This window comes from Pseudomonas sp. B22(2017) (assembly GCF_002113105.1).
In the GTDB taxonomy this organism is placed as follows: Bacteria; Pseudomonadota; Gammaproteobacteria; order Pseudomonadales; family Pseudomonadaceae; genus Aquipseudomonas; species Aquipseudomonas asiatica.
This window is the reverse complement of the sequence record NZ_NEJN01000011.1, coordinates 134,419-147,224: the sequence shown is the minus strand read 5'-3', so window position 1 is coordinate 147,224 and position 12,806 is coordinate 134,419. Positions and strand designations below refer to the sequence as shown.

Annotated in this window: 8 protein-coding genes; 5 read left to right on the top strand and 3 right to left on the bottom strand. The window is 65.3% G+C overall.

Going from position 1 to position 12,806, the window contains the following annotated elements; translation table 11 throughout:
* Window positions 1-10: 10 nt before the first annotated feature.
* The 4 genes from CAG18_RS20750 (at window position 11) to CAG18_RS20730 (ending at window position 2,883) form a co-directional block, all read left to right on the top strand.
* Window positions 11-646, top strand: a complete 636-nt coding sequence (locus tag CAG18_RS20750; RefSeq protein ID WP_003257064.1) for a DUF4136 domain-containing protein — start codon at window positions 11-13, stop codon at window positions 644-646.
* Window positions 647-665: 19 nt separating this feature from the next.
* Entirely contained in the window at window positions 666-1,235 is a 570-nt protein-coding gene (locus CAG18_RS20745) for a DUF4136 domain-containing protein (protein WP_039614657.1), read from the top strand.
* Between the two features lie 279 nt (window positions 1,236-1,514).
* The gene (locus tag CAG18_RS20735; RefSeq protein WP_013970724.1) at window positions 1,515-1,985 is read left to right on the top strand and encodes a prepilin peptidase; all 471 of its coding nucleotides are present in this window, start codon (window positions 1,515-1,517) and stop codon (window positions 1,983-1,985) included.
* Between the two features lie 124 nt (window positions 1,986-2,109).
* A complete protein-coding gene (locus CAG18_RS20730) occupies window positions 2,110-2,883 on the top strand; it encodes a response regulator transcription factor (protein WP_085721454.1) in 774 nt (257 codons plus the stop codon).
* 135 nt (window positions 2,884-3,018) lie between these two features.
* Here the strand turns inward: CAG18_RS20730 and CAG18_RS20725 are convergent, their stop codons facing one another.
* Window positions 3,019-4,683, bottom strand: coding sequence for a ShlB/FhaC/HecB family hemolysin secretion/activation protein (locus tag CAG18_RS20725; protein WP_085721443.1), 1,665 nt, complete (start codon window positions 4,681-4,683; stop codon window positions 3,019-3,021).
* Between the two features lie 127 nt (window positions 4,684-4,810).
* Window positions 4,811-7,165 (bottom strand): peptidoglycan glycosyltransferase PbpC, encoded by a 2,355-nt coding sequence (gene pbpC, locus CAG18_RS20720; RefSeq protein ID WP_054572848.1) that lies wholly within the window; start codon window positions 7,163-7,165, stop codon window positions 4,811-4,813.
* A gap of 77 nt (window positions 7,166-7,242) precedes the next feature.
* Here pbpC and CAG18_RS20715 point away from each other — a divergent pair, with 77 nt between their 5' ends.
* The gene (locus tag CAG18_RS20715; RefSeq protein ID WP_025337571.1) at window positions 7,243-7,536 is read left to right on the top strand and encodes a hypothetical protein; all 294 of its coding nucleotides are present in this window, start codon (window positions 7,243-7,245) and stop codon (window positions 7,534-7,536) included.
* A 133-nt stretch (window positions 7,537-7,669) separates the two neighbouring features.
* On the opposite strand, the gene CAG18_RS20710 is transcribed toward CAG18_RS20715, so the two are convergent.
* Window positions 7,670-12,571: an alpha-2-macroglobulin gene (locus CAG18_RS20710; protein ID WP_085721442.1), complete on the bottom strand. Its 4,902-nt coding sequence runs from the start codon at window positions 12,569-12,571 to the stop codon at window positions 7,670-7,672.
* Between the last annotated feature and the right edge of the window lie 235 nt (window positions 12,572-12,806).

Here is a 12,806-nt window from a genome sequence, read left to right as displayed (position 1 = left end):
GGAGGAATACATGCCGTACCGTCTGTTGTGCCTGGCCGTGCTGCCGCTTGCCCTGGCTGGCTGCCAGGGCAGCAACCCCTACGTGGCCAGCAGCCGCCCGTTACCACCGGCACCGGCCCAGGCGGCCAGCACCTTCGATGCCAGTGCCTACCCGACACCGGCCCGTGATTACGGGCACTACCGTAGCTGGAGCTGGCTCAACGGCCAGTTGCCCAGTGGCTCGGTCGATACCGACCCGGCGCAACTGGCTGATGCCGTCAGCGGCGCACTGGACCAGCATGGCCTGCGTCCCGCCCGGGGCGGCCCCGGCGACTTGCTGGTCAGCGCCGACATACGCCTGGAAAAGCGCTTGCGCCAGGTACGTGACTACGATGCCTACGACCCTTACTACGGCCCGTATCCCTATGGCGGTGTCGGCTATGGCGGCTACCGCCATGGCTATGGGGGCTATGCCAGCGTGCCCATCGTGCGCACCTACGAAGTGCAGGTGATGGTGGTGCGTATCGACCTGTACGACGCCCGCAGCGGCCAGCCGGTATGGAGTGCCAGTGCCGAAAGCGGCAGCGACAAGGACTCGCCGCGTGAACGCGAAAGCGCCCTGCGCGATTCTGTGCACAAGGCGCTCAACGGCTATCCTCCCAGTTGATATCCAACGGAGAACCATCATGTTGCGCCGTCTCGTTCTACTGTCATTCGCGTTGTTGCTCGCCGCCTGCTCCAGCAATAACGTCCAGCAGGATTTCGATGCCAGCCGTGACTTTGCCGCCTACCGCAGCTGGGCATGGCAGGAACCGGGCCTGCAGTACCGCCCGGACGATCCACGAATCAAGAGCGACCTGACCGAGCAGCGCATTCGCCAGGCAGTCGCAAGCCAACTCGACCAGCGTGGCCTGCGCCCGGTACAAGGCGGCGCCCGGCCGGACGTGACAGTGCGCGCGTACCTGATCGTCGAGCAGCGCCAGCAACAGATCACCACCAACTACGGCGGTGGCTGGGGAGGCTACTGGGGCGGCTACTGGGGTGGCCCGATGTACAACGAAACTCGCAGCGTCGACTACAAGGTCGCCACTATCCAGATCGACCTGTTCGATGGGCGTGACGGCAAGCTGGTGTGGCGCGGCAGTGCCGAGCAGATCATGAACAACTACCCGCCAAGCCCCGAGGAACGCAACAGCGCGATCCAGAACACCGTGACCAAGGTGTTGGCCAACTACCCGCCGGGGAGCAAGAAGTAACACCGAGCGCGGTTATGCAGGCACCGCAGCCCCTGTGGGAGCGGGTTTACCCGCGAAGAAAACAACGCGGTGCATGGCACCGGCTTTGCCGGTGTTCGCGGGTGAACCCGCTCCCACAAGGGTCGCCTGCGAGGCCTGTTTCAACAGCGACAAAATCCATCCCGGCCACGCCTTTTTCCCTCTCCCGCTCCACTCCCCGCAGGTTCCCGTCTATCTTCACTTAAGGAAACCTGACTGACCGGGTAGATGTGTTCAACATTTGGGAAGGGCGACCTGCCAATGCAAAGCATTGTTCTCCTGCTGTGGCTTGCCTTGTGCTCCGAACAGGACGTGCGTCAACGCCAGATATCCAACATGCTCACCCTGGGTGTGGCTGCCTGCGCCCTGGCTTGGCTTTTCGCCACTGGCCGCAGCTGGATCGGCGCCGATGCCAGCGATGCCGGATGGGCGCTGGCCATCGTCATGTTGCTGACCCTGCCCGGCTACATGCTCGGCCGTTTCGGTGCCGATGACGTCAAGCTGATGGGCGCCCTGGCCCTGGCCACCAGCCCGCAATACGTGCTTGGCACCTTCATCGGCGCCGGCGTCAGCGTGCTGCTGTGGCTGCTTACCCGCCGGCGCCTGTGGACGTTGCTCAACCCCAAGGTAAAAAAGCGCTTGCAGGCTTTGACCGAGGAAATGGGTGACAAGCAGGCGTTCGTCCCCTATGTGCTCACCGGTTTTCTTTTGACTGCTGTATGGATCCAGTGAGCAATCTCGTGGTCCGATGGCTGTACAGAATATGTAATTTGTACAAACCCACTACCCCCGACTATTTTTAGTTTGCAGAGCGCTTGGCCCGGGAGCAGGACCGCGTAACGACAGGGAGTTGATCGTGTCCAGAGCATTCAGTGATGTGAAGATATTGGTGGTCGATGACCAACCAGTGATAGTCGAACAATTGTGTGAGTTTCTCGAAACCAAGGGTTACCGCTGCCTGCCGGCCCACTCCACTGACGAAGCCCTGGAACGTTACCTCGCAGACGAGACCATTGGCGTGGTCATCTGTGACCTGCACATGCCTGGTCGTGATGGTATTGAACTGGTCCGCGAACTGAAGATACAAGGCGGGCAGCGCGCGTTCGAGGCCATCATGGTGACCGGTCGAGCGGAGAAGCAGGATGTGATCCGAGCGTTGCGCGAGGGCTTTGCCGATTACTACCAGAAACCCATGGACCTCGATGAACTGCTGGAGGGCGTACGCCGCCAGGAACAGGCCGTGCAGGAGCGCCAGCGCAGCTTCCGCGAGCTGGGCGGGTTGAGCCAGCGTCTGCAAGAGCTGGCAGAGTCGATGGACGAGCTTTACCAGGACCTGCAAAAAGCCCGGGGCCAGGGCATGCACCGGCGTGCCAGCGATGTGGACGAGAGTGAAAGCGAACTGCCAGCGGCGTTCGAGAAGCTGTCGCCACGCCAGCTGGAAGTAGCCCGCCTGGTGGGCAAGGGCCAGACCAACTACCAGATCGCCTGTGAGCTGGGCATTACCGAGAATACCGTGAAGCTGTATGTGTCGCAGGTGCTGCGCCTGACCCACATGCACAACCGCACCCAGCTGGCACTGGCACTGACACCCAGTTCGTCGCCGGTGCATCAGCGGTTTACTACCCATTGAGTGACCAGTAGGCACACCGCTTTTTTGTAGGAGCAGCCTTGCGCTGCGAAAGGGCCCTCATGGCATACAAAAGATTGCGCCTGAAATGGCCTCTTTGCAGCACAAGGCTGCTCCTACAGATCCTCGGTTCACCTGTTACAACTGGATAGCCAGTTTTAACGTCACGCGCGGCGCGCGGTCCAGGCTGTCCAATGCCACATCGGCCAAAGGCTTGGCCACCTCCAGCGCCACATTGAACAAGCGCCCATCGCCCAATCGCACCCCAAGCGCCGCCGAAGCCAGGTGGGCATCCTCCACAGGCCCTCGGTTATGCCATGCCTGCGCCGTGTCCACCACCACATAGGGCTGCACCAACGCCAGCCAGCTGCCGTGCATGCTGTAGTTCACCTCGTAAGCCAAACCCCAGCCCTTGTCGCCGTCCGCCTGGTCGCGCGGGTAGCCACGGCCGAAATTTTGCCCGCCAAATCCCGCACGCTCGCTGTCAGGCAGCTGGTCATCGCTCCAGTACAACGCCCCGGACACCACCCCCTGCCAGTTACCTAGCAACGTGTTGCTCTGCAAGCCGGAAAGCCGCAACCGCAGAAAATCCAGATCGTAGTCGGCATCGCTACGCGCCCCCAGATAATCCAGGCCCTGATAGACCCCGGCGCTGACGATGCGCAAACGGCCCTCTTCCACCTTGCGCCAGTCGCCCTCGAATGACAGCGCACGCACGTAGGTGTCGTAGTCCCGTGCCGATGGCAACCCATCTACCCGGTCCTCGAAGTGCTCACTGACCGAATACACCTGCCCCTGCACCACCATCCATTCATCCGGCCTGACGATCACCGGCTGGCGCAGGCCGATCGCATAGCGATCGCTGTCGCGCTTGCGGGTGATGTCACGGCCATCGTCCAGACGAATCCGCGTGCCGGGTTCGCTGCGGTAGCGCGAAGCCGACAGCAGCAGCTGGCTGCCGCCCGCGTCCAGGTACTGGCTGTAGGACAGGCGCTGGTAATGCACCTGGTCATCCCCCGGCGGCAGCAACAGGCTGGCCTCGATCTGTTCGGCAAAGCGGGTCTGGGCGTGGCTGGTTGCCGTCAGCAGCGCCTGCGCATCGTCGCGGTTGCCATCAGCAACGATAACAGCAGCGCTGAACGGCTTGCGCTGCGCATGCACGGTCAACCGCGCAGCACCATCAGCGGTTTGCGCCACGGCCAGCTGCGGCTCTATCGTTACCCCCGGCAGGCGCTCGGCCAGGCCCAGGTAGCGCTCCAGCGTTTCTCGGGTCAGCGGGCGCTCGGTGGCAAGCCGCTCCAGCAGCTGATGCAGATAGGCGCCGGCCGGGCCGATATCGCCGTCCACGCGGTAATCACGGATATAACCTTCGACCAGCACCACATTGACCCGGCCATCGGCCACTTCCTGCGGCGGCAGGTAGGCGTACGACAACAGGTAGCCTTCCTGCCGATAGCGCTGGGTCAGGCGCGCGGTGTACTGCTGCAGCTCGCCCAACGTGGTCTGGCGCCCGATCAGCGGTTGGTAGTGTTCGCGCAGGTCGCTCAGGGGGAACACCGTGCCGCCTTCGAAGCGCACTTTATGCAGCACCAGCCGGGTATTCGCAGGCGCCCACGCGGGGCTGTCGCCATCCTCCCCGGCCAGCTGCAGGTGAGCACTGACCGGGCGGTAGGCGTCTATCGGCAGGTTGGCGCCGGGTAGGCGACGTTCGTACTCATGGCTGTCGAGGAAACCTGGCAAAGGCTCGGCATGGGCCGCAAGCGCCCAGGGCAGCAACAACAGGGGCACGGCCAGAGGACGCATAGGGCGCTCCATGTTCCCTGGGGCCGCAAAGCGGACCCAAATTGCTTGACTGTCAGGCATCAGGGGCGCCAGCCGGTCACACCCGTTACCTGCAAGCGTAGGTGCTGCCTCGGCCCTCGTCGAACGGCTACTCGCTGATCTGGAACGCCACGCGCGCCGTCTCGCCGCTTTCATCCAGCGCGCTGATTTCGGCCTGGCCTACCTGTTGGAAGCGCACCAGCAGGCTGTCCTGGCCCTGGGTTTCGCCCAATGGCTGGCCGTTGAGGAACCACCAGCGCCGACCGCCGCCGCCCAGTGCCGACACATGCAGTTGCAACGGCTCGCTGCTGGTGGCCGGGCGGCGCAGGTTGTCGCCTGGGCGCACGCCCACGATCGAAAGCGGTGGCGCGCTGGCCGGCACCTGCGGCGGGCAGGCCGGGTCGATGGCCGGCAGGCGCGCCGCACGCCGCTCCACACGTGGCAGCCAAGGCTCCAGCGGGGCGGGCCATAGGGCGATATCGCGGGCCTTGGCGCCCGGGCAACTGCCATCGACGCGCAGCCCCTGGTCGTTGACCCATACGCTTTCGCGCAGGCCCAGGCCGAGTGGCTGGTCGGCGGCCTGCAGGGTTGGCGGCGTAGTGCCGTCCAAAGTCCAGGCGAAACGCTGACGCCGGCAGTTGGGGTCCTTTTTGCTCATCGGCTGGCCCAGTGGCCAACAGATCGCAGCCACGCCGACGTTCGCCGGCACCCGCTCCACCGGCACGCTGATGCCACGCTGGCTGTCACGGTTGCTCAGCAGGTCGTGCACCTGCAGCATCAGCGGCGCTGCCGAAGCCAGCCCGAATTGGCCGGGGACCGGTGTGCCATCGGGGCGGCCAATCCATACGCCGATCAGGTAGCGCGGGCCCACGCCGATCGACCAGGCATCGCGAAAGCCGTAGCTTGTGCCCGTCTTCCACGCCAGTTGCGGGCGTTGCACCAGCTCGGCATGCGGGTCGCGGTCGGGGCGCGCCTGGCCGCTGAGGATGCGCCGGATGATCCACGCCGCCCCTGGCGACAGCAGGCGCCGTTCCAGCAACGGATCCTGTGGTTGCAGGCGCACCCTCGCACTATTGCCACCCCGCGCCAGCGCAGCGTAGCCACCCACCAGGTCCTCCAGGCGGCTGCCCGCACCACCCAGGATCAACGACAGGTTGGGCTCTGCCAGAGGCGGCAATATCAGCGGCATGCCCGCCATGCGCAGTTGCGCGGCAAAGCGTTTCGGACCATAGGCCTCCAACAGCTGCACCGCCGGCAGGTTGAGCGACAGCGCAAGCGCCGAACTGGCCGACACCGGCCCGCTGAAGCCCATGGAGAAGTTGCCGGGGCGGTAGTCGCCATAGCGTCGCGGCACATCCTGCAACAACGACTCGGAATGGATCAGGCCATCATCCAGTGCCATGCCGTAGAGGAACGGCTTTAGAGTGGAGCCCGGCGAGCGCAACGAACGCACCATGTCGACATGCCCGAAGCGGCGCTCGTCAGCCAGGTCGATAGAACCCAGGTAGGCACGCACCGCCATCGTCTGCGCATCGACCACCAGGATGGCGGCGGAGGTGCGCTCCGGCAGCCGTGCCCGCCAGCCCAGCAGCAGGTCTTCGAGGCGCCGCTGCAGTGCGGCGTCGAGCGTGGTACGGATCAGCGGCGGGCTGTCGGCGCTGTTCAGGCGCCGGGCCAGCAACGGCGCGAGAGCCGGCTCCTGACGTGGCGCCAGTACAAGGGGCTCTTCGGCAGCCTCACGGATTTGCTGAGCCGGCCACACCTGGTATTCGGCCAGGCGTTGCAGCACCTTGTCCCGGGCGCGCTGCGCACGCTCGGGGTGACGGTCCGGGCGCAAGCGGCTGGGCGCCTGGGGCAGCACGGCCAGCAGTGCCGCTTCGGCCGGGGTCAGGTGCATGGGCGACTTGCCAAGGTAGGCCCAGCTGGCCGCCGCCACGCCCTGCAGGGTGCCGCCGAAGGGCGCGCGGTCCAGGTAGATCTGCAGGATTTCGCGCTTGGACAAGTGCCATTCCAGCTGCGCCGTGCGCCATAGTTGGCGCAGCTTGCCGGCCAGGGTGCGCTCATGCGGGTCGAGCAGGCGTGCGACCTGCATCGACAGCGTGCTGCCGCCCGACACCACACGCCCGCCACGCAGGTTCAGCCAGGCAGCGCGAGCCAGGGCCAGCGGGTTGACTCCGGGGTGGCTGTAGAACCAGCGGTCTTCGTAGGTGAGCAGCGCCTGCAGATACAGCGGCGAGACTTCGTCGGAGCTGACCGGGTAGCGCCATACGCCATCGGCATCGGCAAAGCGCCACAACGGCGTGCCGTCCTCGGCCAGCACCACCCGGGCCAGGTCGTCTCCGGGCATGGGCAGCGGCCATAGGCGGTCGGCCAGCCACAACAGGCCGAACAGCACCAGCATGCCGATCGCCGTGGCGCGCAACAGCCTGCCCGCACGGGTATGCGGCCGCGTTAAGCTTGGCATCGGGAACCGACCTGGCCAGGTGATGGCCAAAGGCTTGGGAACGGCAACATCGCCGATTCGTTCATCAGGAAGCAACTATGCATGTAGAAGGTTTTTTCGAGTGGCTGGGCCAGGCGCTGGGGTCATTGATCCGCTTCATCGTCGACGCATTGAGCGGGCTGTTCAACCTGCTGGCCAGTGCCGGTGGCAATTTCATCGATGGCCTGGCGCGCACCTTGGGCATGGAGACCTCGCTGCTCAGCATCCTCGCCCTGATCATCGGGCTGGTGCTGCTGTACTCGGCAATCCGCGCGTTCATGCGCGCCTCGATCATCCTCGGGATCATCTGGCTGTTGCTGGGGTTGTGGGTGATGAGCTGGGTGATTCACTGAACAGGGCCGGGGGCCGCGTTGCGGCCCAATCGCCGGCAAGCCAGCTCCCACCTCGACCGCGTCGCCCTCAAGCCATGCTCCATCCTGTGGGAGCTGGCTTGCCGGCGATGAGGCCGGTAAAGGCGACAAAATTCTAGCGGGCTTTTACGGTCATCTCCCCTTGCCCATCCCCCACGGCCTGCAGGTTTGGCCGGTACATCGATTCAACCTGCGGCGGCGGCACGCGATAGGTGCCCGGGGTCACCGCCCGAGCCAGATACAGCAGGTGGGTGGTGCCATAGCTGTCCAGCTTGAGCGCGGCGACGTAACGATCATCGCGATACTCCTGGTGCACCACGCTGGCGTTCTGCATCGATTCGCGCCATTCCTTCACCGCACTGCTGGCGTTTTCCAGGCTGGCGGCACTTTGCGCCAGGTTCTGGTTTTCCAGCTCCAGGCCCGCCGGTAGCAAGTCCACCACCAGCGCATCCGGCACCCGGTCTTCAGCCTTGAGCGCCAGGTGCACCAGCACCAGGTCGCCGCTGCGCAGGTTATGCAGGTCCAACGGCTGACCATTCATGCCCAGGTACTCACGGCGGATCTGCATGCCGTTGCCACCGGCCGCAGGCGTCTGGCGTGGGTAACCCGACAAGGTCAGTTGCTGGTACAGCGTCTCGCTGCCTTGGTTCTGCACACTAAGCGGCGAAGCCAGCAACGGGCCTTCGAGCTTCATGCCAGACTCGGCATTGTTGAACTCGCGCACTTCACCCGCGCTGTCCAGGCGCGCCTGCCACTGGCCTTCCGGTTTGCCCAGCAGGCCACGGCCGGCCAGGAACAGCGCATTGCGCTCCTGGGTCGACAGCCAGCGGTTGGCCGCCAGCTCATCCGACAGGGCGAACAGGCGCTGGTCGACCTGGCGGCTGGCCAGGTTGCTTTCCTGCAGCAGCGCCAGGATCAGTGCCTGGTCGCGCAGGGCGCTACCATAGTCGGCCATCCAGCCTTTACCGCGGCTGATGCCCAGGCCCGCCTGCAGGGCCTGCTCGGCACGCGGCTTGTCGCCCATCTTGTCCAGCGCCACCGCCAGTTGCACAAGTGGCAGGCCAGAGCGGGCGTCGGCGCGGCGTTCGAACAAGCCGCGCAGTGCCCCCAGAGGCGCCTGCTGGCTGCGCGACAGCACCAATGCCGCATAGGCCTGCACGGCGAAGCGGGTGTGTTCGGCGTTCTCGCTGTAGTCGACTTCGATCAGGTTGCGCTCCTGCAGGTAGCGCAGCAGGCGCTCGCTGGCCTTCTTCAGCGCTTCGGCCGGCACACCATAGCCTTGGTCACGGGCGCGCAGCAGGAAGTCGGTGACATAGGCGGTCAGCCAGTATTCTTCCTCGCTGTCCGAGCTCCAAAGGCCGAAGCTGCCGTTGTAGCGCTGCATGCCCAGCAGGTGCTCGATACCCATCTCGATCTTGCGCTTGCGCACATCGGCTGGCTCGCCCTTGATGCCCAGGCGCTTGAGGCTGTCGGCATCGGCGTACAGCGACGGGTAGAGGCCGCTGGTGGTCTGCTCCAGGCAACCGTAGGGGTAGGCTTCGAGGGCACGGATCTGCTCGGCCAGGTTCAGCGGTGGCCGGCTCGACAAGGCCAGGCTGGCTTCAAGCCCGGCGGGTTCGAAGGCGGCCAGGTCTGCTTCAGGCAAGATCCATGGCTGGTCCTTCAAGGCCACGCGGTAGTGCTTGAGCATCGCCGGGTAGGCCGGGCGCACGCCCAGCGTCCACTCGCGTTCGAACGCGCCGGTCGGCTCGTTCGGCAGTTGCAGGCCAGTAACCCGCACATGTACCTTGCCCTGCCCCAGGCCACCCTGGGCCTGTACCGGGATCATCAGCGTCGAGCGCTGGCCTTCAGCCAGGGCTACGTTTTGCACGGCGTTGGCCGCCAGGCTCAGCTGCCCTTCGGTGCTGATTTCAACATTCAGTTGCTGGGCACGACCAGACAGGTTGGCCAGGTCCAGCGCCAGGCTGGTACGGTCGCCACCGGCCAGGAAACGCGGCGCCGAGAGTTCGGCGATCAGCGGCGCGGCGACCACGGTCTTGCCTTCGGCCATGCCGAACTGTTCCTCGGTCCAGGCCTGGGCCATCAGCCGCAGTTCGCCATTGAAGTCGGGGATATCGACCGTGGCCTGGCCCTCGCCCTTGTCGTCCAGGGTCACCGGCAGGCTCTGCTGGGCGACGATGGTCACCGTGGTGTTGGGGCGCTTGCCACCCTTGGCCATCGCTGCGTCACCACCAAATGCCAGGCTGGCCAGGCGGCCCTGGCCGGCTTCGATCAACTGGCCGTAGATATCCAGCTGGTCAGCACCGTAAGCCTTGCGCCCGAACAGGCTGGCGAATGGGTCGGGGGTCTTGAAGTCGGTGATGTTGAGGATGCCCACGTCCACCGCCGACAACAGCACATGCACCTGTTCAGGCACGCTGCCATCGGCATTTGCAGCCTTGATCTTCACGGTCAGCGGCTGTTTCGGGCGCATTTTCTCCGGCGCCTGCAGGCTCACCGCCAGCTTGCGTTCGGCGCGGTTCAGCGGCAGGTGCAGCACGCCCACCGCGCGTTTCGGCGTGGCGTTGGCCTTGCGCTCACCCGGGCGGATCACCAGCGCGCTGATGTACAGGTCGTGGCGGGCCCACTGCTTGTCCAGCTGCACGTCGAACGTCTTGCCCTCGGCGGGCACGTCGATCTCCTGCCACCACAGCGGGCCATCGCTGGACTCGATCATCAGGTAGCCACTGCCGGCTGCGGGCGGGGTGACGGTGACCTTGGCGGTAGCGCCGTCGGCGTAGGCCGGTTTGTCCAGCGCCAGCTTGACCTGGTCCGGCCGCACCGCGCCGCCTTCGGCGTTGTCCTGGGCGCGATAGCCTGCCCAGAAGCGCGCGCTGGACACCAGGCCCGTCTCCGGGTCCTCCACCTCGACACGGTAAGGGCCCCATTCCACCTGGAAGCTCAGCTTGGCGGTGGAGCCAGCCTTGACGCTTACGGTCTCTTCGCTCTGGGTCAGGAACTTCTCGTTGTAGGCGTAGCTCCAGCCATCGCTCTGCGAGTAGTTCCAGTAGTAGTCGCGGCGCTCGCGCACCAGCCGCACCTTGAGGTCGTTGGCCGCCAGTTTCTTGCCGTTGCGGTCGGCCACCAGGAACTCGAACTCCACCGGCCCGTCACTGTCGGTTTCCTCGCCATCGAACAGGCCACGCAGGCCTGGCAGGCGCTCGGCCGGCCAGATGGGTTGTTCCAGGCGGCGGGTAATCGGCCGGCCACCGGACTCCTGCAGGCTGGCCTGCACGGTCAGTTGCAGCGGCGAGCGGGCTTCGGCCCAGCGGCTTTCGATATCGACCACGGCCTTGCCGGCCTGGTCGAGGGTAACTTCGTCCAGCTCCAGGTCCTGGTTCAGCTCGGTTTCGGTGACCGAGCCGAACTGGTAGCCAGGCAGCGCCGGTACCGCCTCGCGCAGCGGGCGAACATAGGCCTGGCCGCTCAGGCGGTTGCCGGCAGCCGGGGCGCCGTAAAGGTAACGGCCATTGACCTGGATACGCGCATCCTGATCCGGAGACAACGGTTTGCTGCTGCCTTTGAGTTCCAGCGCCAGGCGCTCGGGCAGGAAGTCTTCGACGAGAAATTCATACACCTGCTTGCGCCCGCCGCCCAGGTCGAGCAGCAGTTGCCAGCGGCCGGTCGGGGCCTCGCTGGCCAGCTGCAGCTGGTACTGGTACAGGCCATTGCCGTCGGCTTCCCAGACGAACTTGCGGCTGACCTGCTCATCCGGGCGACGCACTTCCACGCTCACTGGCTGCGCCTTGACCGGCTTGCCGTCCTGGTCGCGCAGCAGGCCGTTGAGCAACACCGTTTCCCCGGGGCGATACAGGTCACGCGGGCCGAAGATGAAGAACTGCAGCGGGTTGGCCTGCGGGCCGGTGATGTCGAACTCGGCCAGGTCCAGCGCTGCGCTGCTCAGGCGCAGCAGGGTGGTGTGCACGCCCTGGGTGGCGATCAGGGTGTCGGCCTTGGGCGTGATCGGCAGCTGGGCGTGGCCATCGCTGTCGGTGCTGGCCTGAGCCAGCAGCTTGCCCTTGTCGTCATGGATTTCCAGGTTGACGCCGTTCATCGCCTTGCCACCTTCCAGGGCCTGGGCGAACACATCGAGGCGGTCACGGTAGCGATGCGCGGACACACCGATGTCGCTGAGAGTGAACAGGGTCGCTGGTTGCGAGTAGTCGTAAGTGCCCGAGGCTCGCATCACCGCCAGGTACACGCCTGGCTCCTGCAGCGGCTTGATGCCGGCGATCGGCAGCAGCACGGTCTCGCGGGTGTTGCGTGCGGGGTTGAGGTCGAAGCGGCCGCTGTAGACCAGATCGGCCATGTCCAGGGTTTCCTTGGACTGGTAGTAGTAAAGGCTGCTGTTGCGCCCCCAGTTGACCAGGAAGGTCGAGAGCATGTCCGGCTTCACGCGGAAGAACTCGACATCGACCTTGTCGACGTTGAGGGCGATCACCGGCAGGCCCTCGGCCAGGCGCGTGGGCAGCAGCGAACCGCGGCTGGCGAAGCCGATGGTCGGCTGCATGTCGCGGGTTTCCAGGCGGCTGATCGACTCGCTGTCCAGTTGCTTGCCATTGACCGCCAGCAGGCCCTTGTCGACGGTCAGCACCAGCTTGCGCTGCGGCTCCAGATGGCGCAGACGCAGCTCCATCTGGTTGTCGGAGAGCTCCCAGGCGCCGTCGAGCTTGCCTTTGACGGTGTCGACCAGGTGCACTTTGCTGGCGAAGTCCTGCTTGGCATCCAGCGGCGCGGAGAAGCTGATCGACAGCGTCGCGGCGCCATCGAGCTGCACTTCGGAAACATCCAGCACCGTCAGCTCGCGGCCCTCGTAGCGTTTGGCGAGTACGGCCGGGTCTTCGCGTTGGGGTGCCGGGGTGGCGGCGGGCGCTGTGGCCGCCGGCTTTTCGGATGGCGCCGGCTTGTCCGGCGTCGAAGAGTCACAGGCACTGAGCAAAGCCAGCGCGCAGGCCAGCAACAATCCTTTGTTGAACATGGAGTAGAACTCTTTGGCAGCGTGTACGTGAGGGCAGCAACTATAGCGCAACTATGGTCGCGCGAATTGGCTGCATGGCCGGTACACTGCTGGCAATTTAGAAAAGCGGGGGGCGCTTTGCGCCCCTTTCGCGACACAAGGTCGCTCCTACAGAGACCGCGGCAACCTGGAAGGCCTTGCGGCCCCTGTAGGAGCGACCTTGTGTCGCGAAAGGGCTGCGCAGCAGCCCCAGGAT

What these genes read in the sequence shown, in the direction of transcription:
- CAG18_RS20750 (WP_003257064.1), top strand. Translation starts at nt 11, where the DNA reads ATGCCGTACCGTCTGTTGTGCCTGGCCGTGCTGCCGCTTGCCCTGGCT.
- CAG18_RS20745 (WP_039614657.1), top strand. Translation starts at nt 666, where the DNA reads ATGTTGCGCCGTCTCGTTCTACTGTCATTCGCGTTGTTGCTCGCCGCC.
- CAG18_RS20735 (WP_013970724.1), top strand. Translation starts at nt 1,515, where the DNA reads ATGCAAAGCATTGTTCTCCTGCTGTGGCTTGCCTTGTGCTCCGAACAG.
- CAG18_RS20725 (WP_085721443.1), bottom strand. Translation starts at nt 4,683, where the DNA reads ATGCGTCCTCTGGCCGTGCCCCTGTTGTTGCTGCCCTGGGCGCTTGCG.
- pbpC (WP_054572848.1), bottom strand. Translation starts at nt 7,165, where the DNA reads ATGCCAAGCTTAACGCGGCCGCATACCCGTGCGGGCAGGCTGTTGCGC.
- CAG18_RS20715 (WP_025337571.1), top strand. Translation starts at nt 7,243, where the DNA reads ATGCATGTAGAAGGTTTTTTCGAGTGGCTGGGCCAGGCGCTGGGGTCA.
- CAG18_RS20710 (WP_085721442.1), bottom strand. Translation starts at nt 12,571, where the DNA reads ATGTTCAACAAAGGATTGTTGCTGGCCTGCGCGCTGGCTTTGCTCAGT.